Origin of the sequence: Nocardia sp. CA-136227 (assembly GCF_050955695.1) — a bacterium.
GTDB lineage: Bacteria > Actinomycetota > Actinomycetes > Mycobacteriales > Mycobacteriaceae > Nocardia.
Map to the genome: position 1 here is coordinate 7,197,559 of NZ_CP192081.1, position 20,243 is coordinate 7,217,801.

Consider the following 20,243-nt stretch of genomic DNA (forward strand, 5'->3'; position numbering starts at 1 on the left):
ACCGCCCCTCGCGACGCGCCGCCGGACCAGCGCCGGAGCCGATGCAGGGGCGGAGTACCCACGCCGCATCCGGATAATCCGGACACGAAAAAAGGGCCCGATCCCCGAAACCGCGGGAGGGCCCTTCCGCCTCGCTCCGGCACCTGTTCAGTTGCCGAAAGATGGCGCTCGCGTGGCTACTTGGCAGAAAGGCTCGCGGAGCCGGTAGCCAGCAGCTTGAACAGGGTCTGAGAAAGAACATCCGAAAGGAAGTTCGCCATGGTGGTGCTCCGATCCGAACGATTGCCAGTGCCGTCACTGACTGTTTGCCATCGCGACGATACCGAGCCGATACCCCCGGAGGGAAGATTACGGATGAACTTTCTAGAACCAACCCGATAGAGCACTAGATTATGCGGGCACCTCGGGCTCTCCCAAGGTGAGCATCAGACGGTTGGCCCACGAGAACGAGGCGGCCGACAACACCAGATCATGCAGCTCCGAGGCGTCGAAACCCAACTGCCGCAAGCGGTTCAGATGGCCGGCGGTGGCGCGGGGCGGATTGGCGGCCAGGGCGTCCACGAAATCGATGACCGCGTCCCACCTTTCGTCGACGCGCACGTCGTTGCCTTCGTCCAGCAACCGCTGAACATCCCCGTGCCGCTTGGACAACGCAGATGTGAAACGTGAATGAACGGAGGCGCAGTACTCGCACCCGTTGTGCCGGGAGGTAACGGTCGCCGCGAGTTCGCGCTCCGCGCGGGTCAGCCCCCCTCGACCGTAGAAGATCTCTTTGTCGTTGCCACTGCGATGGGCCAGCACCTCCGGGTTGCGCGCGAGTAGCCGGAAGTACGGCCCGATCCCGCGATCACCCTCCAGCAGGGGTTTCTGCAACTCATCGGCATCGGCCAGCCGGATGGGTTCCACCCACGGCACCCAGTCCAGATGTTCCTGGGTGAATCCTGTTGGGCGGCGACCACTTTCGACGCTGCGGACCTCGCTGACGCCCTGCTCACCCATTGTCCGCTCCGATCAGTGTGAGACCGGCCAGCAGCCGGACCTGGAAGTGCACGAATCCGACGAGCTGCGCCACCGTGACGATGTCGCGCTCGGACAGCCCGGCCGCGGCCAGGGCGTCGATATCCGCGCGGGTGATGGCGGCGGGCGCGGTCGTGACCCGCGCGGCGTGCCGAAGGATCGCGGCCAGCACCGGATCCCCCTCGGCCGGAGCCGTTCCCAGTCCGGCGTAATGCGCCGCCAGCTCGGGCGCGCCCGCCAGCTCCGCCACCGCCACGGCCGCCGCGATCAGCCGGTCCCGCCCGACCGTCGCGGCCGCCGGACCGTCCAGCAACGCCTCGTACACCCCCTGCGTATGCGCGATCACCGCCGGGCGTGTCGCGCGCAGTGCCCGCACGGCGTCCGCGCGCGGGCCGAGAACGGCATCGATGACATCGGCGGACCGGTCCGCCTCGGGTCCGGCCGGGGCGAGTGGCGCCACCTCGACGGCGGCGGTCGCTTCGGTCACTAGGAAGTCCTTTCGTCGGGTCGCCAACCCAGTTGCGGGGCAACCTTGGTGGCGATGAGTTCGATGGAGCGCAGGGTGGCGGCGTGGCCCGGATCGACCGGGTGGACCTGCACGATGAAGTCGGTGGCGTGCCGCAGCGCCACGTCGGCGGCGAGCTGCTCCACCACCTCGTCGGGCGTGCCGAAGTAGATGTCGCGCAGCACCTCGGCGACCGAATCGGCCACCTCGGGCCCGCCGTTGCGACCCAGCTGATCCAGGAACCTGGCCGCGCCGCGCTCGGCCAGGGCCCGCGCCTCGGCGTGGTCGTCGGCCACGAAAACGCCTCGGGACGCGCCGATTCGCGGTTCCGCTCCCGGTGGCAGCGCGTCGAGATACGCGTCGACCAGCGGCTGCTGGATCTCCCACAGGGTGGCCGCGGGCGCGGCCCGATCCCGCGGCTGCGCCTTCGACAGCAGCAGTCCGTCACCCGCGCGCCCGGCGCGCGCCGCGCCCCCGGCCGAGAAGGTGGCCTGCCACAGCCGGTCCCGCAGTCCGGGCGCGGGCGGATTCAGCCCCCGATCCCCGATCAACGGCGTCCCCGCCAAGGCCGCGGTGACCTTGGCGAGCTTGTCCGCGTACAGCCCCTGCCGGTCGAGATCGGCCGCCTCGAACAGTTCGAAGGCGTGCCGGGATCCGCCCGCGCCGAAGCCGAGTTCCAGCCGCCCGCCCGACAGCTCGTCCAGGACGGCCGCGTCCTCGGCGACCCGGATCGGGTCCTCCAGCGCCAGCGTCACGATGGCGGTCCCGACCCGGATCCGCGGGAACTGGGCGGCCGCGTGCGCCAGGAACACGAACGGCGACGGCAGCCCGCCCTCCGCCGGATCCAGGTGGTGTTGCGCCACCCAGGCGGTGTCGTAGCCGAGCCGTTCGGCCAGTTCGATCTGGTCCAGGGCCTGCCGGTACACGCCGGCCGCGTCCTCGGCCGGGTCGGTGCGAACCAGGCGGGTGAAGAAGCCCAGGCGTCGCGTGGTCATGTCGTCACCTTTCCTAGGTAGGCATCGCGGACGGCCGGATCGCCGACCAGGTCCGCGGCCGGGCCGTGCAGCACGATCCGCCCCGTGCGCAGCACATTGGCGGTGTGCGCGATGCTCAGGGCCAGCTCCGCCTGCTGTTCCACGATCAGGATGGCCAGGCCCAGTTCCCGATTGAGCCGGGCGATCTCCGACAACGCCCGATCCACGAACAACGGCGACAGTCCCATTGTCGGCTCGTCCATGCAGATCAGCCGGGGTTTGCTCATGAGGGCGCGGGCGAAGGCCAGCATCTGCTGCTCCCCGCCGGACAGGGTCCCCGCCCGCTGCAGGCGGCGCTCGGCCAGCCGCGGGAAATGCTCGAACAGCTCGGCGGCGCGCGCGGCCAGCACCGCGCGCCGCTCCTTGCGGATGTAGCCGCCGACGAAGAGGTTCTCCTCGACGGTCATGGCCGGGAACACGCGCCGCGCCTCCGGCACCGAGGCCAGCCCCGCCCGGATCCGGGCCGCCGCAGGGGTGGCGCTCACGTCGACGCCGTCGATGCGGACCGCGCCGGAACTCGGATGCAACAGTCCCAGAGCGGTTTTCATGGTGGTCGACTTGCCGGACGCATTGCCGCCGAGCAGGGACACGATCTCGCCGGGGCGGACCGTCAGCGACACCTCGTCGAGGGCCCGGGACGCTCCGTAATGCACCACCACGCGATCGAATTCGAGGATCGGCGTGGCGTTCTCGTCGAACTCAGACATCGACGGCCACCTTTCCCCCGGCCCGGCTGCGGCCCAGGTACGCCTCGATGACGCGGGGATCGGAGAGCACCTCGTCGGGCGTGCCCGACGCGATGATCCGGCCCTCGTCCAGCACCAGCACCCGGTCGGAGAGCTCGTGGACCAGGTCCATCTTGTGTTCGACCAGCAGCACCGTCTGACCCTGGGCCTTCAATTCGGCCAGTTGCGCGCCGATCTCGGCGGTCTCGGTCTGGTTCATGCCGGCGGCGGGTTCGTCCAGCAGCAGCAGATCCGGTGCGGAGGCCAGCGCCCGCGCGATCTCGGTGCGGCGACGGTTGGCGTAGGACAGCGTGTAGGTGGGGTGATCGGCGCGCGGGACCAGTCGCTCGGAGAAGCGGTCCAGCTGGGCGTCGATGCGGGCCGCCGATTCCCGGCGCTCGGCCCGCGCCGCCGGGGTCGGCGCCAGCGCCACACCCAGTTCGGCCAGCAGCGACACCCACTTCAGCACCGGAATGTTCGCGAGCCGCCGCAGCGGGCGGGTGGCGCGCAGGGTGGTCTGCAACCCGACGTCCACGTTCTCGCGCACGGTCATGGTGCCGAAGACCCGCCCGTTCTGGAAGGTGCGGGCGATCCCGGCCGCCGCGGCCGCCTCCGGGCGACCTGGGCGAATCCGCTTGCCGCGCACCAGCACTTCCCCGGCATCCGGCTTCAGCACCCCGGAGATGAGATTCACCGTGGTCGATTTCCCGGAGCCGTTGGGCCCGATGATGGACACGAATTCGCCGGGGGCGATGGTGAATTCGACACCGTCCACCGCCCGCACCCCGCCGAACGAGCGCCGCAGACCGGTCACGGTGAGTACCGCTTCCGTTCCGGTCTCAGGCTTCGACCGGGCTTGGTTCGCTTGTGCGGACACGATCCCTCCTCACCAGAATTCCCTGCGGCCGGAACCGCACCACCAGCAACAACACCAAGCCGTACAACACGATTCGCCACGACGGCGCCAGCCGCAGCAGCTCCGGCGCGCCGATCAGCACCACCGCGCCCAGCACCGCGCCGTACGGCGAAGCGGTGCCGCCGAGCACCAGGATGGTCACCACCAGCAGCGACATCGGCAGGTTGAACACGGTCGGATCGATATAGGAGTACTGGTGCGCCAGCAGCGCGCCGCCGATCCCGGAGCAGAACGCCGCCACCGCGAACGCCAGCGCCTTGTAGTCGCGCACCGGCACGCCGGCCGAGCGTGCCGCCACCTCGTCGGCCCCGATGGCCCGGATCGCGATCCCCAGCCGAGACCGCTGCACGCCGACGATCAACGCCACCACCGCGGCCAGCACCACCAGCTCCAGCCGGAAAATGTCGGTGTGCGTGGTGAATTCGAAGCCGAAGACGCTGGGCGCGGGAATCCCGAAGATGCCGTAACTGCCGCGCGTCACCGATTCCCAATTGCGGATGATCGCCACCGTGACAATGCCGATGCCCAGCGTCGCGATCGCCACGTAGTGCCCGCCCAGCCGCCACAGCGGCGCGGCCAGCACCGAGGACACCACGGCCGCCACCACACCCGCCGCCACGATGGCGGGCAGGAACGCCCACCCGTGCGACACGGTCAGCACCGCCGAGGTGTACGCGCCGATCGCGATCGGCCCGGCCTGCCCGATCGCCAGCTGCCCGGCCGATCCGGCCACCAGGGTCATCGACACCGCGATGATCGCGTACGCCAGGATCTGGGTGCCCACCGAAATGCCGTAGTCGTCGGCGATCAACGGAATCGCCACGCCCGCAACACCGAAAGCCAGCAGCGCGTGCCACCAGCGCACCCGCAACTCCCGGCCCGCGCCGAGGAACGTCCCGGTCATGGGCTCGGATTCGATGGCGGGCGGCCGGGCCAGCAGCCCGCCGGGCCGCAGCACCAGGAAGATCACCAGCAGTCCGAACGTGATCAGATCCCGGTAGCCGTCGCCGAACCAGTAGATGCCGAACGCCTCCACCAGGCCGAGCACGAAGCCGCCGAGCACCGCGCCCGGAATCGACCCGAGCCCGCCGATGGTGGCCGCCACGAAGCCGGTCATGCCGACCACGCCGCCGCTGGTGGGCGAGATGTTCGAGTTGTAGAGGCCGACGAAGATGCCGGCCAGCCCGCCCAGCCCGGAGGCGATGGCGAAGGCCAGCGACTGCACCCGCCCGACCCCGATGCCCATCTGCGCGGCGGCATCCGGATCCTGCGCGGTCGCGCGGATCGCCAGCCCGTGCCGGCTGAACCGCAGGAACGCCCACAGCCCGCCCATCACCAGCAGGGTGATGGCGAACATGGCCACGTCCGAGGTGCCGAACCGTACCCCGCCCACCTGGAAGTTGTTGGTGGACAACACCTGCGGGAACGGCCGGGTGTCCGGCCCGAACACCAGGGCCACCACGTTCTCGATGATGAGCCCCACCGCCACCGTCGCCAGCAGCGCCGCGATGGCCGGGGCCCGGCGCAGCGGCCGCACCGCCAGCACGTCGATGGCCACACCGACCAGCGCCGTCACCGCCACCACCACGACCAGCGCGGCCCACCACGGCACCCCGTGCTGGGCGATCAGCCACCAGCCCAGCACCGAACCGAACGCGAAGATCGCGCCGTGCGCGAAATTGATGACATTGCTGACCCCGAAGATCAGGGTGATGCCCACGGCGATCAGCGCGTACGCATTGCCGTGGACCAGACCCGCGATGAGCGTGTCGAACATCTACTTCTTGCTTCCGACCGGTACGAACTTGCCGTTCTGCAGAATCAGCTCGATCGGCTTCACCCCGCTGGGACGGCGCGTCTGCTGATCGAAGGCGAAGGTGCCCAAGCCGATTCCGTCGAAGTCCTTGACCTCGCGCAGCCCCTTCAGCACGCCCTCCCGGGTCGCGCCGCCCGCCTTGGCGGCCTTCACCACCGCGTTCAGCGCGTCATAGGCGTACACATTGAAATCGCCCGGGTCGGTATTGAACTTGGCCCGGAACTTGGTGACGAAGTTCTGCACCTTCGGGCTCGGATCCGACGGCGTGAACACACCGTTCACGATGTCGCCCTCGGCCGCGGCGCCCGCCAGCTCGATGAACTGCGGCGTGTTCTGCCCGCCGAAGAACTGCCCGGTGAATCCGACATCCCGCAGCTGCTTGACCACCAGCGCACCGTCCGGTCCGTACCCCAGGTGCACGAAGGCCTCCGGGTTGGCGTCCCGGCCCTTGATCAAGACCGGCCGGAAGTCCTGCGAATCCGGCAGGATCGCCGAGGAATAGGCGATCTCGATGCCCTTCTCCTTGGCGAACTGCTCGAAGTACTTGAAAGCCTGCTTACCCCAGTCGGTTTCGAGGTAGACGACCGAGACCTTCTTCGCCTTGGAGCGCACCCACTCGGCATTGCGCTCCTGGTACACGTCCAACGTGATGGACGGACTCCACGAATAGTCCCCCGCCTTGGTGAAATCCACCGCGGAGTTGGTGAACCCGTACTGCACCAGCTTGCCCCGGTTGTACACCGGCGACGCCGCGATCGACGCGGGCGACGAGAAGTCGCCCAGCTCCGCGATGATCGACTGATCACCCACGAACTTGGTCGCGATCGGCACCGTCTGCTTCGGATCCGACTGCGAATCCTCCCACTTCAGCGCCACCTTCTTGCCATTGATCCCGCCCGCGGCATTGATCTCGTCGAGCGCCAGGTCGAACCCCTGCTGCCAGAGCCGCCCGTACTCGGCGGAATTGCCCGTCTTCGGCCCCGACACCCCGAAATACACGGTGTCCGAACTGCTTCCGGACGATTCGCTACCGCAGGCCGCCGCCAGACTCGCGACCAACGCCGCCGCCCCGACACCCACCGCCACCCGGAAACCACGCGACCGGGACAAGATCCTGCTCATTGCTACCTCTACATTCGCGCACCGGCACACGGCCGGGCAGGGGGACACGACCGCGACAGAGGAATGCGCGGTCCTGGCGCTTGCGCCACCCGGTCGGGCAACGCCTGGTCGTCACCCGGGGCACCCCACCGCCCACGCGAGGGTTGCCGATCAGCGAGCCGGGGCTCGAAAAACGCTGATACTCGTGACCGTGTCCAGAAAGGTAGCCGTGACAACCGGCGGTCGACACCGTTCGAATCACCCTGATGCCAAACGCCGCCCGGCCCCGCCGCCGGGAAATCCCCTGTCACCCCCGCGAATTGCCCCCGCGGCCGCATCGCCCCCCGCCGATGCCGCCGCTCACCCCTATGTCAGATGCGCGGTCAGCCAGGCCGGGAACTCGGTCAGGTCCCGCAGCACCACGTCCGCGCCGGCCGCCGACAACTCCTCGGCCGCGTACGGTCCGGTCGTCACCGCCACCGAGGTCGCGTCCGCCACCTTGGCCGCGCGCACGTCACCGAGATGATCACCCACATAGATCGAGGCGCCGCGCTCGAGCAGCACCTCCCCCTTCTCCTCCGCCCAGGCCCCGCCGACCAGTTCGTCGACCGCCAGCCCCAGATGATCCAGATGCAGCTGCGCGTGCGGCCCGTTCTTCGCGGTGATCACCAGCACCCGGCCCCCGGCCTCGTGCACCGCGGCCAGCGCGTCCACCACACCGGGCAGATGATCCGACGCGTGCACCGCCAACTCCGGGTACATCTCCCGGTACATGGCCACCACACCCGGCACCTCGTGCTCCGGGAACCACTGCGCCGCCTCGTGCGCCAGCGGCGGACCCAGCCGCGACACCACCAGCTCCGAATCGATCGCCACCCCGGTCCTGGCGGCCACCGCGTCCCACACCGCGGCGATCCCCGGCCGCGAATCGATCAGCGTCATATCCAGGTCGAATCCGACCACCAGGTCACCAGCCACATCCCGAACCCTACGGGCCGCGGAAAATCGGAGGCCCCGCGGCAGGGCCGCCACCTAAGCTCGGACCATGCCGAGCGATCAGGGAACGCTGTTCTGTGGAACCGACCTCGCCGCCCGCATCGAGGGCGTCGAAACCGAACTGATCGCCAAGGGCAGCGCGGCCGGCGCGGCCCGGCTCGGACCGGACACCGGCTTCGTGATCCCCCTCGCGGGCGGGGTCGCGTCCTTCGCCGAGGACGGGTCGCCGCTGAACAAGATCGCCGGGCTCGGCTTCGCGGGGATACCCGACGAGGCCGAACTCGACGAGATCGAGCGGCTGTTCGCGGCCCGCAAGACGCCCGTGCAGGCCGAGGTCTCCCAACTCGGCGACCCCGGCGTCGGGGAACTGCTCACCGGACGCGGGTACCGGCTGGTGTCGTTCGAGAACGTGCTCGGCCGCGAACTCGGCGCCGCGCTGACCGCGGACGTCGCGTCCGGCGTCGAGGTGACGCCCAGCGGCTCCGACGAATTCGACACCTGGCTCGACGTCGTCGCGGACGGCTTCGCCCACCCCGACCCCCAGGGCGTCGCCTCGCACGAGGAATTCCCCGCCGAGATCATCGCCAACGCCATGCGCGACCTCACCGGCGCGGCCGGGGTGCGGCGGTTCCTGGCCCGGCGTGACGGCCGGGTGGCCGGAGGCGCGAGCCTGCGGCTGGCCCGCGGCGTCGCCCAGCTCACCGGCGCGGCCACCGATCCCGCCCACCGGCGGCACGGCGTCCAATCCTCACTGTTGTCGGTACGCCTGGCCGAGGCGAGCGCGGCGGGCTGCGATATCGCGGTGGTGACCACCCAGCCCGGATCGAAATCGCAGCAGAACGTGCAACGGCAGGGGTTCAGCCTGCTCTACACCCGGGCCATCCTGGTCAAAGCCTGATCGACACCCGACCGGGCGTCCCTCCGGTCAGCCGGGCAGCCGGTGCGCGGCAATGGGTTTCAGCTGCTCGCGCAGCACATCGCCGTCGCCGCCGAAGAGCTGCTCGTCGGTGTCGACGGCGATCCGCACCGCCCGGCTCGCCAATTCCCTGCCCTCGGCCGTGATCTCGACCCGCAGCGCGCGGGCGTCGGCGGGGTCGGCCCGTCGCGCCAGCAGCCCCCGCTCCTCCAGACCGCGAATCACCTTGGACGCCATCATCCGATCCGCGCCCGACATGTCCGCCACCTGCTGCTGGGTCGGCAGCTCACCCGACCGGCCCAGCCAGCCCGCCGAGGCCAGCAGATTGAACTGGGTCGGCGTGAGCCCGAGCGGACGCAGATTGCGTTCCAGCGTCGCACGCCACTCCAGGGCGGCGTGATGCAGCCAGAAGCCCGGACTCATGAGCGGTCCCCGTGGTTCAGCCACGCCGTCGTGCCTCCTGTTCCAATGCGGCGAAGGTCAGCGGCATGTCTGCGCGCATGCCCTTCTCCCAGACGAGCTTGAACAGCGGGCCCATCGGCCCGTGCACCTCGACGTGCTCGGCCACCCGCACCCGGCCGTCGCCGAGCGGGACGTAGGTGCGATGACCGCGCAGCTTCCCGAACGGGATGCCCGCCTCACTGGTCCACGACTGTCCCGGCTCCACGGCCACGATAGTGAACGGCCCGGCCGGCGCGCCCTTCGGCTTCACCCAGCCCTTGGTCCCGGCCGCGAACTCACCGTCGATACGGGACTTCTCCTCGTGCGGGTCCCATTCCGACCAGCGGTCGACATCGGTGGCGACCGCCCAGATGCGGTCCAGGTCGCCGGTGATCACGGCCTCTTCGGTGAACGAGTACATCATCGTCGTCTCCAATATCGGGGAAATATGTTGTTGCAACAACCGTAACTGTAGTCGCGACAACAATCAACCCCGGTCGGCGACCCGCGACCGATGGATGGGCCCGATGACGGCGACACCATGTGCCGCCGCCACCGGGCGTCCGACCGCTATGGGACCGGCGCGTAACCCAGCGGGCGCGTCGTGAACGTGCCCCGGCCCTGCGTCCGGCTCCGCAAACGCGTTGCGTAGCTGAACAATTCGGCCAGCGGGACCGTGGCCGTCACGACCACCGTGCCGGTCCGGGTCACCGACCCCGTCACCCGGCCCCGCCGGGCGGCGAGATCACCGAGCACCGCGCCGACATGGTCCTCCGGCACCGTGGCGGTGAGCTCCACCAGCGGTTCCAGTACCGCCATGGCACTGGCGCGCAAGGCTTCCCGCAGCCCCAGGCGGCCCGCGGTGCGGAACGCCAGGTCCGACGAATCCTTGGAGTGCGTCGCGCCGTCGGTGAGCGTGACCCGCAGACCCGTCACCGGATGACCCGCCAGCGGGCCCTCCGCCAGGGCGTCCCGGCACCCGGCCTCGACCGCGCGCACGAACTCCGCCGGCACCCGGCCGCCCACCACCGTGAACTCGAACTCGAAACCCGTGGCGCCGGGCTCGGATTCGCGCAGCGGCCGCACGTCGAACACGATGTGCGCCCACTGCCCCGAACCGCCGTCCTGCTTGGCGTGCCGGTAGGTGAAGCCCCGCACGCCGCGCACCACGGTCTCCCGGTACGCCACCTGCGGCCGGCCGACCGTCACGCTCAGCCCGCGGTCGCGGCGCAGCTTCTCCACCACGACCTCCAGGTGCAGCTCGCCCAGCCCCGCCAGCAGCGTCTGCCCCGACTCCGGATCGGTCCGCACCGTCAGCGACGGATCCTCCTCGGCCAGCCGGGCCAGCGCCACCGCCAGCTTCTCGGCCTCGGCGCCGGTCCGCGCCTCCACTGCCACCGACACCACCGGCTCGGTCGGAGCCGGCGGCTCCAGCAGCACCGGGGCCTCCGGAGCACACAGGGTCGCGCCGACCCGCACGGCCTTCGGGCCGACCAGCGCGACGATGTCGCCCGCGGGCGCGGACTCCACCTCCGCGTGCCGGTCCGCCTGCACCCGCAGGATGCGCGAAACCCGCTCGCGCCGACCGCTGCCCGCGTCCAGCACGGTGTCACCCTTGCGGAGGACACCCGAGTAGACGCGGACGAACGTCAGCCTGCCCGTCGACGTGGCATGCACCTTGAACGCCAACGCCGCCAGTGGTTCCGCCGGATCCGCGGCCCGCGCACCGTCGCCCACCGCCGGCCGATCCAGCGGCGACGGCAGGTAGGCGGCCACGGCGTCGAGCAGCGGCTCGATACCGATATCGCGGTACGCCGCACCGCACAGCACCGGCACCACCTCACCGGAGAGCGTCAGCTCCCGCAGCGCGGCGGCCAAGGCGCCCGCGGACAGCGCGGAGCGCTCGACGAACTCCTCGAGCGCCGCCGAACTCCGCTCGGCCACGGCCTCTTCCAACGCCTTGCGGGCCTGCGCCACCGCATCCGCCAGGTGGTCCGGGATCGCCGTCTCCGCGAACCCGTGCTCCCACGTGAGCGCACGCAGCCCGACCAGGTCCACCACGCCGGTGAACACCTCACCGGAGTACACCGGCAGCTGCACGAGCAACGGAACCGGATGCAGCCGTTCCCGAATCGAGGCCACCGCGGCCGTCGGGTCCGCCCCGGCCCGATCCATCTTGTTGACGAACGCGATCCGAGGGACCCCGTACCGGTCCGCCCGCCGCCACACCGACTCGCTCTGCGGCTCGACTCCGGCCACGGCGTCGAACACCGCGACCGCGCCGTCCAGCACCCGCAGGGACCGCTCGACCTCATCAGAGAAGTCCACGTGCCCCGGCGTATCGATGACAGTGAACCGGTGCCCGGCCCACTCACAGCTCACGGCCGCCGCGAAGATGGTGATCCCCCGATCCCGCTCCTGCGGATCGAAATCGGTGACGGTCGTCCCGTCGTGCACCTCGCCGCGCTTGTGGATGCTCCCGGTGAGGAACAGCATCCGCTCGGTCACCGTGGTCTTCCCCGCATCCACATGCGCGAGAATCCCCAGATTGCGAACAACGGCCAGGTCGGGTCGAGAAACATTGGTACGCACGGTCTTCAGTCCTTCGTGCTGATCAGGAAAAGAACAGCGCGATTCCCCCGGACGGAGACACCGCTCCCGGGCTACTCGATACGGCCGCGCAGCCGACACCGAGTCGGCAAAGAAATCATGCTGCGACCGTATCCACCCGACACCCCTTGTGTCGCCACATTTTTCACGTCGGGCTTCACATCGACAGATGCCCGAAGTGGATCGCCGCCAGATTCGCGATCACCAGCAGCGGGAAGGCCACCGCGACCTTCCGATGCCCCAGCTGCCAGAGCCCAGCGGCCGCGCCACCGAAGACCAGCACCTTGGTGGCCACCGCGGCCGCCGGCACCGAGAAGCTCGCCTCCGGCGCCGCGAAGAGTCCCCACAGCACCATGGCGGCGACAGCCATCCCCACACCCCGGAGGATCTTCGCGGTGCGACTCCGGCCCGTACGGACGCCCCAATAGGCCAGTGCGCCAACAGCGACCAGCTCGGCCACGAAGGCGAGGGTGAAGTTCAGGATGGACCAAACGGTGGCGATCATAGCTACTCCGAGATCAGTGCTCTCTGTTTCGATCAATGATCACCGATTCAGTGACCTGAGTCAAGAGCACTGCTCTCATAAGTGGCCGAGCGGGCCATAGATACGCCAAAGGCCCCCAGCAGATTGCTGGGGGCCTTCGCGAATGATGTTCCGGCGGTGTCCTACTCTCCCACACCCTGTCGAGTGCAGTACCATCGGCGCAGGTGGCCTTAGCTTCCGGGTTCGGAATGGGACCGGGCGTTTCCCCACCGCTATAGCCGCCGTAACTCTATGAAACTGTCACACAGAGAGCCAGTCCCTGCACCCGCGAACGGGATTCGGTTCTGTCTGCTCAGTGATCTGTGTGTTGTTTCAGATACTGCACAGTGGACGCGTAGCTTCTTTGTTGGTAAGTCCTCGGCCTATTAGTACCAGTCACCTACATCTGTTACCAGACTTCCAGTTCTGGCCTATCAACCCAATGGTCTGTTGGGGGCCTTACCCCCTCGAGGGGGTGAGAAACCTCATCTTGGAACAGGCTTCCCGCTTAGATGCTTTCAGCGGTTATCCCTTCCGAACGTGGCCAACCAGCCGTGCTCCTGGCGGAACAACTGGCACACCAGAGGTTCGTCCGTCCCGGTCCTCTCGTACTAGGGACAGCCTTCCTCAAGTTTCTAACGCGCGCGGCGGATAGAGACCGAACTGTCTCACGACGTTCTAAACCCAGCTCGCGTGCCGCTTTAATGGGCGAACAGCCCAACCCTTGGGACCTACTCCAGCCCCAGGATGCGACGAGCCGACATCGAGGTGCCAAACCATCCCGTCGATATGGACTCTTGGGGAAGATCAGCCTGTTATCCCCGGGGTACCTTTTATCCGTTGAGCGACACCGCTTCCACTTGCCGGTGCCGGATCACTAGTCCCGACTTTCGTCCCTGCTCGACCTGTCGGTCTCACAGTCAAGCTCCCTTGTGCACTTGCACTCAACACCTGATTGCCAACCAGGCTGAGGGAACCTTTGGGCGCCTCCGTTACATTTTGGGAGGCAACCGCCCCAGTTAAACTACCCACCAGGCACTGTCCCTGAACCCGATCAGGGTCCGAGGTTAGAGGTCCAATACGATCAGAGTGGTATTTCAACGATGACTCCACGAACACTGGCGTGCCCGCTTCACAGTCTCCCACCTATCCTACACAAACCGTACCGAACACCAATACCAAGCTATAGTGAAGGTCCCGGGGTCTTTTCGTCCTGCCGCGCGTAACGAGCATCTTTACTCGTACTGCAATTTCGCCGAGTCTGTGGTTGAGACAGCTGAGAAGTCGTTACGCCATTCGTGCAGGTCGGAACTTACCCGACAAGGAATTTCGCTACCTTAGGATGGTTATAGTTACCACCGCCGTTTACCGGGGCTTAAATTCTCAGCTTCGCTCCGAAGAGCTAACCGGTCCTCTTAACCTTCCGGCACCGGGCAGGCGTCAGTCCGTATACATCGTCTTACGACTTCGCACGGACCTGTGTTTTTAGTAAACAGTCGCTTCTCACTGGTCTCTGCGACCCCACCCAGCTCCAGGAGTAAATCCTTTCACCAGGCGTGGTCCCCCTTCTCCCGAAGTTACGGGGGCATTTTGCCGAGTTCCTTAACCACAGTTATCTCGATCGCCTTAGTATTCTCTACCTGACCACCTGTGTCGGTTTGGGGTACGGGCCGTGTACCAACTCACTAGAGGCTTTTCTCGGCAGCATAGGATCACTGAATTCGCCTCAATCGGCTACGCATCACGTCTCAGCCTCATGGGATACGGATTTGCCTATACCCCGGCCTACACGCTTACACCAGGTATTCCATCACCTGGCCCAGCTACCTTCCTGCGTCACCCCATCGCTTACCTACTACAGCCAGGGTCATGCGCAGCCGCGTTCCCTCTCGCCCGAAGGCTCGATAAGACCGCATTTGGGCACTTAGCACAACTGATTCGATATTTGGCGCGGATACACGGGTACGGGAATATCAACCCGTTGTCCATCGACTACGCCTGTCGGCCTCGCCTTAGGTCCCGACTCACCCTGGGCGGATTAACCTGGCCCAGGAACCCTTGGTCATTCGGCGGACGAGTTTCTCACTCGTCTTTCGCTACTCATGCCTGCATTCTCACTCGCATGGCCTCCACGGCTGGATCACTCCGCCGCTTCCCTGGCCATACGACGCTCCCCTACCCATCCAGACTCCTGGCCCGAAGGCGGGATAATGTCTGAATGCCGCGGCTTCGGCGGTGTACTTGAGCCCCGCTACATTGTCGGCGCAGAATCACTTGACCAGTGAGCTATTACGCACTCTTTCAAGGGTGGCTGCTTCTAAGCCAACCTCCTGGTTGTCTTCGCGACTCCACATCCTTTTCCACTTAGTACACGCTTAGGGGCCTTAGCCGGCGATCTGGGCTGTTTCCCTCTCGACTATGAAGCTTATCCCCCACAGTCTCACTGCCGCGCTCTCACTCACCGGCATTCGGAGTTTGGCTGACTTCGGTAAGCTTGTGGGCCCCCTAGGCCATCCAGTAGCTCTACCTCCGGTGAGAAACACGCGACGCTGCACCTAAATGCATTTCGGGGAGAACCAGCTATCACGGAGTTTGATTGGCCTTTCACCCCTACCCACAGCTCATCCCCTCAGTTTTCAACCTAAGTGGGTTCGGGCCTCCACGACGTCTTACCGTCGCTTCACCCTGGCCATGGGTAGATCACTCCGCTTCGGGTCCATAGTGTGCGACTCGGGGCGCCCTATTCGGACTCGCTTTCGCTACGGCTCCCCCACACGGGTTAACCTTGCCACACACCGATGACTCGCAGGCTCATTCTTCAAAAGGCACGCCATCACCTATTACAGCTCTGACGGATTGTAAGCGCACGGTTTCAGGTACTATTTCACTCCCCTCCCGGGGTACTTTTCACCTTTCCCTCACGGTACTAGTCCGCTATCGGTCACCAGGTAGTATTCAGGCTTATCGGGTGGTCCCGACAGATTCACAGCAGATTTCACGGGCCCGCTGCTACTCGGGTGCCCACCACATGAGCCAAGATGTTTTCGTCTACCGGACTCTCACCGTCTACGGTTGGCCATCCCAGACCAATTCGACTAACAACTTGGTTTCTTACTCATGCCCAATTCGGCAGAATTGGGAAGATGGGTCCCACAACCCCGGCTATGCAACGACTGCCGTCTATCACACACAACCGGTTTAGCCTCTTCCGCTTTCGCTCGCCACTACTCACGGAATCACTGTTGTTTTCTCTTCCTGTGGGTACTGAGATGTTTCACTTCCCCACGTTCCCTCCACACGCCCTATATATTCAGGCGCGGGTAACACGACATCACTCGTGCTGGGTTTCCCCATTCGGAAATCCTCGGATCTCAGCTCGTTTGACAGCTCCCCGAGGCTTATCGCAGCCTACTACGTCCTTCATCGGCTCCTGGTGCCAAGGCATCCACCGTACGCTCTTACACACTTACTAACAAAGATGCTCGCGTCCACTGTGCAGTTCTCAAACAACACACAAGTCCGAATCCGTGTTTCAGCACCAGCCCGAGCAAGCTCGGCGGTATGACTGAGGATTCAGTCTCGTCGTTTTTGATTCCTAGAAAGAATCGCTTTCGCGTGTTCTTTCAGGACCCAATAGTGTGTCGGTATATTCACCGCGCTCGAAGACATGGCTTCGAGCTAGGTGCGATGAAGGTTGTCAGTGTTCCACCCATGAGCGTCCGCGGTCCTTCAGATGAGGACTCAAACGGTCTCTGCCACAACCACTTTCACCTGTGTGAAGCGTCGTGGAGAAGTGCTCCTTAGAAAGGAGGTGATCCAGCCGCACCTTCCGGTACGGCTACCTTGTTACGACTTCGTCCCAATCGCCAATCCCACCTTCGACAGCTCCCTCCACAAGGGTTAGGCCACTGGCTTCGGGTGTTACCGACTTTCATGACGTGACGGGCGGTGTGTACAAGGCCCGGGAACGTATTCACCGCAGCGTTGCTGATCTGCGATTACTAGCGACTCCAACTTCACGGGGTCGAGTTGCAGACCCCGATCCGAACTGAGACCGGCTTTAAGGGATTCGCTCCACCTCGCGGTATCGCAGCCCTCTGTACCGGCCATTGTAGCATGTGTGAAGCCCTGGACATAAGGGGCATGATGACTTGACGTCGTCCCCACCTTCCTCCGAGTTGACCCCGGCAGTCTCTCACGAGTCCCCGCCATTACGCGCTGGCAACATAAGATAAGGGTTGCGCTCGTTGCGGGACTTAACCCAACATCTCACGACACGAGCTGACGACAGCCATGCACCACCTGTACACCGACCACAAGGGGGGCCATATCTCTATGGCTTTCCGGTGTATGTCAAACCCAGGTAAGGTTCTTCGCGTTGCATCGAATTAATCCACATGCTCCGCCGCTTGTGCGGGCCCCCGTCAATTCCTTTGAGTTTTAGCCTTGCGGCCGTACTCCCCAGGCGGGGTACTTAATGCGTTAGCTACGGCACGGATCCCGTGGAAGGAAACCCACACCTAGTACCCACCGTTTACGGCGTGGACTACCAGGGTATCTAATCCTGTTCGCTACCCACGCTTTCGCTTCTCAGCGTCAGTTACTTCCCAGAGACCCGCCTTCGCCACCGGTGTTCCTCCTGATATCTGCGCATTTCACCGCTACACCAGGAATTCCAGTCTCCCCTGAAGTACTCTAGTCTGCCCGTATCGACTGCAAGCTTGCAGTTGAGCTGCAAGTTTTCACAATCGACGTGACAGACCGCCTACAAGCTCTTTACGCCCAGTAATTCCGGACAACGCTCGCACCCTACGTATTACCGCGGCTGCTGGCACGTAGTTGGCCGGTGCTTCTTCTACAGGTACCGTCACTTGCGCTTCGTCCCTGTCAAAAGAGGTTTACAACCCGAAGGCCGTCATCCCTCACGCGGCGTCGCTGCATCAGGCTTTCGCCCATTGTGCAATATTCCCCACTGCTGCCTCCCGTAGGAGTCTGGGCCGTGTCTCAGTCCCAGTGTGGCCGGTCACCCTCTCAGGTCGGCTACCCGTCGTCGCCTTGGTGGGCCGTTACCCCACCAACAAGCTGATAGGCCGCGGGCCCATCTCGCACCAGTAAACCTTTCCAACAGCCCCCATGCAGAGGCTGCTCATATCCGGTATTAGACCCAGTTTCCCAGGCTTATCCCAGAGTGCGAGGCAGATCACCCACGTGTTACTCACCCGTTCGCCGCTCGTGTACCCCGAAGGGCCTTACCGCTCGACTTGCATGTGTTAAGCACGCCGCTAGCGTTCGTCCTGAGCCAGGATCAAACTCTCCGTTGAAGACTCTAGAATGCACCCGAAGGCGAATCAGAAGTATCTCGAACCAGAGTCCGAAAACCTAGCAAATCGTCGGCTGGAAAATTAGCCGACTTAAATGTCCAACCACCCTCACGGGGGTGAGAATGATTGGAACCAAATATAATATTTGGCACTGACATTCATCGACACACTATTGAGTTCTCAAAGAACACACGCACACGGAACTTCGCGGGCTCTTTGTCCCGGTCGGTCTCCGTGGCTGCTTCTATACTTTAGCCCCTACTTCGCAGCAGAACCAAATCCGCTGGTCAGTGAAGCTAATGTGATCATCAGGCGCTCCTCGTCCAACCTCGTTTCCCAGGCCCTTGGGGCTCCGGGTCGGTGTCCGTGTCGCTCTGACCTGGACTAAGTTACGTGTTGCTACGAACAGAAGTCAAATCGGCTGGTCAGAGGCATAATTCGCGGGTGTACGTGTGTGCTTGGTCGATTACCAGTGGCGTCGCCGACGAGTTCGCGGAAAGAATCCCCGGCATTAAGGAAACCGACTGGCGCGTTAGTTGGCTGCCCGGCCGCCTCGTCACCCGTGAACAAGCGATCGCCGCCATGGAATTGGTGGAACTCCTCCTCGACCCCGCGCATCCGAACGATCCCGCCACCCAGGCGACCATCGCGGCCGCCGCCACACTCCTCGGAATCCGTCCTATCGATGCCGCCGCCGTGCTCTCCGAGCGCCATCCCCGGCGCTGACCGGGGCGCGAATCCGAACCCCCACCGAATCCCGGTGCGGCACTTAGCATCACTGGGCATGCACGACATCAGTGACCTGCTGCACAAGATCCGCCACGGCCTCGACACCCAGGTCAGCCTGTCCCGGCTGCGGCGCGACCGCACCCTCACCGACGCCGTCGCGGGCCGGACCGTGCTCATCACCGGGGCTTCCTCCGGCATCGGACGGGTCGCCGCCGTGCAGCTCGGCGCGGCCGGGGCCACCGTTCTCCTGGTCGCGCGCCGCGCGGACGAACTCGCGGACGCCGTCACCGAGATCGAGGCCGCGGGCGGGCGGGCCGCCGCCTACCCCTGCGACCTCAATGACTTCGAGGCGCTCGACGCCATGACCGCGAAGGTGCTCGCCGACCACGGCCGGGTGGACATCCTCGTCAACAATGCCGGGCGATCCATTCGCCGCCGGCTGGACGAGTCCTACGACCGGTTCCACGACTACGAGCGCACCATGCGGCTCAACTACTTCGCCGCGGTCCGCCTCATCCTCGCCTTCGCCCCCGCCATGCGGGACCGCCGCGACGGACAGATCATCAACATCCTGTCGCTCGCCAACCTCTACGGCGGCCCCGGCTACGCCGCCTATGTCGCGTCCAAGGCCGCCCTCGACTCGCTCAGCACCAACCTGCAAGCCGAGACCCAGACCGAGAACCTCCGATTCACCTCGATCTACCTCCCCCTCGTCCGCACCGACATGATCACCGCCAACCCCGTCTACCAGCAGGCCACGGCCAATGCGCTCACCGCGGACGAAGGCGGCCGGATCATCTGCGACGCCATCATCGACCGCCCCCGCCGGCTGGCCCCGGTCATGGGCCGGGTCGCCGCGCTCATCGACAGCGTTCTCCCCGAACGCGCCGACACCATCCGCAACACCCGCTTCCGCCGAGGCATGTGAACCCCGGCCGCCGTCACGCGCGACGGCGGCCCCACAACGCGGCCAACGCCAGCATCCACACGCTCCACAACACGTATCCGGCGAAGTTCGCCTGCTGCGCACCCACTACCTGCCAAGGGGCGGCCACACCGAGCAGGATCAGTGCCGCCGACACCGTGCCGAGCACCGCGAACCAGCGCGGGAAGCCCTCGCGCCCAAGGACCGAGACCACCAGCACCGTCCACGCGGCGGTCAACGAGTAGCCGAGCGTCTCGCCGACGAACGAGCCCAACAGCCTGTTCCAGAACTCGAATTCCGTTACCGCCGTGGAACTTCCGCCCTCGGAGGCCGCGCGATCGGCGAGCCCCGGTACCAGCAGCGGCCAGCGCGACAGGCCGACCGCCTGCACCACTCCCGCCGCCACCCCGGCACGCGCCGCCCAGCGCATGCGCGGCGAATCCGCGTGACGGCCCACCCTCAGCGCGATCGGAACGAACAGCAGCGCGCCGACCACGAGCACCGAGAACCAGGCGACCACCGCGGACTCGTGCATACGGAACGACGCCAGCACCTCCGCGCCCGGGCGGGACAACACCCGCGGGTACTCGAAGACCGCGCCCAGCCCGGTGAACCCAGCGTTCATGGCCACCACCGCCGCGACAATCAACGCGGGCACGATCAGGACC

16 protein-coding genes, 3 rRNA genes and 1 riboswitch are annotated in these 20,243 nt (G+C 65.9%); of the genes, 3 read left to right on the forward strand and 16 right to left on the reverse strand.

Translation table 11 applies throughout. The annotated features are described in order from the left end of the window. Positions 1–390: 390 nt before the first annotated feature. The 8 genes from ACQP06_RS33335 to ACQP06_RS33370 all read right to left on the reverse strand — a co-directional run bounded on the left by ACQP06_RS33335 (position 391) and on the right by ACQP06_RS33370 (position 8,092). Entirely contained in the window at positions 391–999 is a 609-nt protein-coding gene (locus ACQP06_RS33335; RefSeq protein WP_433668934.1) for a peroxidase-related enzyme, read from the reverse strand. Further along, a complete protein-coding gene (locus ACQP06_RS33340; RefSeq protein ID WP_433668936.1) occupies positions 992–1,504 on the reverse strand; it encodes a hypothetical protein in 513 nt (170 codons plus the stop codon). The genes ACQP06_RS33335 and ACQP06_RS33340 overlap by 8 nt, the downstream gene beginning before the upstream one ends. Further along, complete coding sequence (locus tag ACQP06_RS33345; RefSeq protein WP_433668938.1) at positions 1,504–2,517, reverse strand: putative FMN-dependent luciferase-like monooxygenase; 1,014 nt, start codon at positions 2,515–2,517, stop codon at positions 1,504–1,506. Before ACQP06_RS33345 ends, ACQP06_RS33340 begins: the two co-directional genes overlap by 1 nt. Then, positions 2,514–3,263 carry an ABC transporter ATP-binding protein gene (locus ACQP06_RS33350; protein ID WP_433668940.1) on the reverse strand — a complete coding sequence of 250 codons (750 nt, stop codon included), beginning with the start codon at positions 3,261–3,263 and terminating at the stop codon, positions 2,514–2,516. Before ACQP06_RS33350 ends, ACQP06_RS33345 begins: the two co-directional genes overlap by 4 nt. Beyond that, complete coding sequence (locus ACQP06_RS33355; RefSeq protein WP_433668941.1) at positions 3,256–4,158, reverse strand: ABC transporter ATP-binding protein; 903 nt, start codon at positions 4,156–4,158, stop codon at positions 3,256–3,258. The genes ACQP06_RS33350 and ACQP06_RS33355 overlap by 8 nt, the downstream gene beginning before the upstream one ends. Then, positions 4,121–5,974, reverse strand: coding sequence for an ABC transporter permease (locus ACQP06_RS33360; RefSeq protein WP_433668942.1), 1,854 nt, complete (start codon positions 5,972–5,974; stop codon positions 4,121–4,123). Before ACQP06_RS33360 ends, ACQP06_RS33355 begins: the two co-directional genes overlap by 38 nt. Then, positions 5,975–7,135, reverse strand: coding sequence for an ABC transporter substrate-binding protein (locus tag ACQP06_RS33365; protein ID WP_433668944.1), 1,161 nt, complete (start codon positions 7,133–7,135; stop codon positions 5,975–5,977). Between the two features lie 71 nt (positions 7,136–7,206). After that, positions 7,207–7,325, reverse strand: a riboswitch (SAM riboswitch). 155 nt (positions 7,326–7,480) lie between these two features. Further along, positions 7,481–8,092, reverse strand: a complete 612-nt coding sequence (locus ACQP06_RS33370; RefSeq protein ID WP_433668945.1) for an HAD family hydrolase — start codon at positions 8,090–8,092, stop codon at positions 7,481–7,483. An 88-nt stretch (positions 8,093–8,180) separates the two neighbouring features. On the opposite strand from ACQP06_RS33370, the gene ACQP06_RS33375 reads away from it, so the two are divergent. Further along, on the forward strand, positions 8,181–9,008 hold the full coding sequence (locus ACQP06_RS33375; protein ID WP_433673505.1) for a GNAT family N-acetyltransferase: 828 nt from the start codon (positions 8,181–8,183) through the stop codon (positions 9,006–9,008). 27 nt (positions 9,009–9,035) lie between these two features. Here the strand turns inward: ACQP06_RS33375 and ACQP06_RS33380 are convergent, their stop codons facing one another. The 7 genes from ACQP06_RS33380 to ACQP06_RS33410 all read right to left on the reverse strand — a co-directional run bounded on the left by ACQP06_RS33380 (position 9,036) and on the right by ACQP06_RS33410 (position 17,921). Next, entirely contained in the window at positions 9,036–9,473 is a 438-nt protein-coding gene (locus tag ACQP06_RS33380) for a MarR family winged helix-turn-helix transcriptional regulator (protein WP_433668946.1), read from the reverse strand. Next, positions 9,466–9,891, reverse strand: a complete 426-nt coding sequence (locus ACQP06_RS33385; RefSeq protein WP_433668948.1) for an SRPBCC family protein — start codon at positions 9,889–9,891, stop codon at positions 9,466–9,468. Before ACQP06_RS33385 ends, ACQP06_RS33380 begins: the two co-directional genes overlap by 8 nt. Before the next feature lie 146 nt (positions 9,892–10,037). Beyond that, positions 10,038–12,059 carry an elongation factor G gene (gene fusA / locus ACQP06_RS33390; protein WP_433668949.1) on the reverse strand — a complete coding sequence of 674 codons (2,022 nt, stop codon included), beginning with the start codon at positions 12,057–12,059 and terminating at the stop codon, positions 10,038–10,040. Between the two features lie 175 nt (positions 12,060–12,234). Next, a complete protein-coding gene (locus ACQP06_RS33395; RefSeq protein WP_433668951.1) occupies positions 12,235–12,582 on the reverse strand; it encodes a YrdB family protein in 348 nt (115 codons plus the stop codon). 148 nt (positions 12,583–12,730) lie between these two features. Then, positions 12,731–12,847: ribosomal RNA gene (gene rrf / locus ACQP06_RS33400) — 5S ribosomal RNA — on the reverse strand. 119 nt (positions 12,848–12,966) lie between these two features. Continuing rightward, positions 12,967–16,072: ribosomal RNA gene (locus tag ACQP06_RS33405) — 23S ribosomal RNA — on the reverse strand. Positions 16,073–16,404: 332 nt separating this feature from the next. Then, positions 16,405–17,921, reverse strand: a 16S ribosomal RNA gene (locus tag ACQP06_RS33410). The 16S, 23S and 5S rRNA genes sit together here, the layout of an rRNA operon. A gap of 444 nt (positions 17,922–18,365) precedes the next feature. Between ACQP06_RS33410 and ACQP06_RS33415 the strand changes: the two genes are divergently transcribed. Next, positions 18,366–18,647 (forward strand): hypothetical protein, encoded by a 282-nt coding sequence (locus ACQP06_RS33415; RefSeq protein WP_433668952.1) that lies wholly within the window; start codon positions 18,366–18,368, stop codon positions 18,645–18,647. A 58-nt stretch (positions 18,648–18,705) separates the two neighbouring features. Then, positions 18,706–19,578, forward strand: a complete 873-nt coding sequence (locus tag ACQP06_RS33420) for an SDR family NAD(P)-dependent oxidoreductase (RefSeq protein ID WP_433668953.1) — start codon at positions 18,706–18,708, stop codon at positions 19,576–19,578. A 13-nt stretch (positions 19,579–19,591) separates the two neighbouring features. On the opposite strand, the gene ACQP06_RS33425 is transcribed toward ACQP06_RS33420, so the two are convergent. Next, on the reverse strand, positions 19,592–20,233 hold the full coding sequence (locus ACQP06_RS33425) for a DUF4386 family protein (protein ID WP_433668954.1): 642 nt from the start codon (positions 20,231–20,233) through the stop codon (positions 19,592–19,594). Between the last annotated feature and the right edge of the window lie 10 nt (positions 20,234–20,243).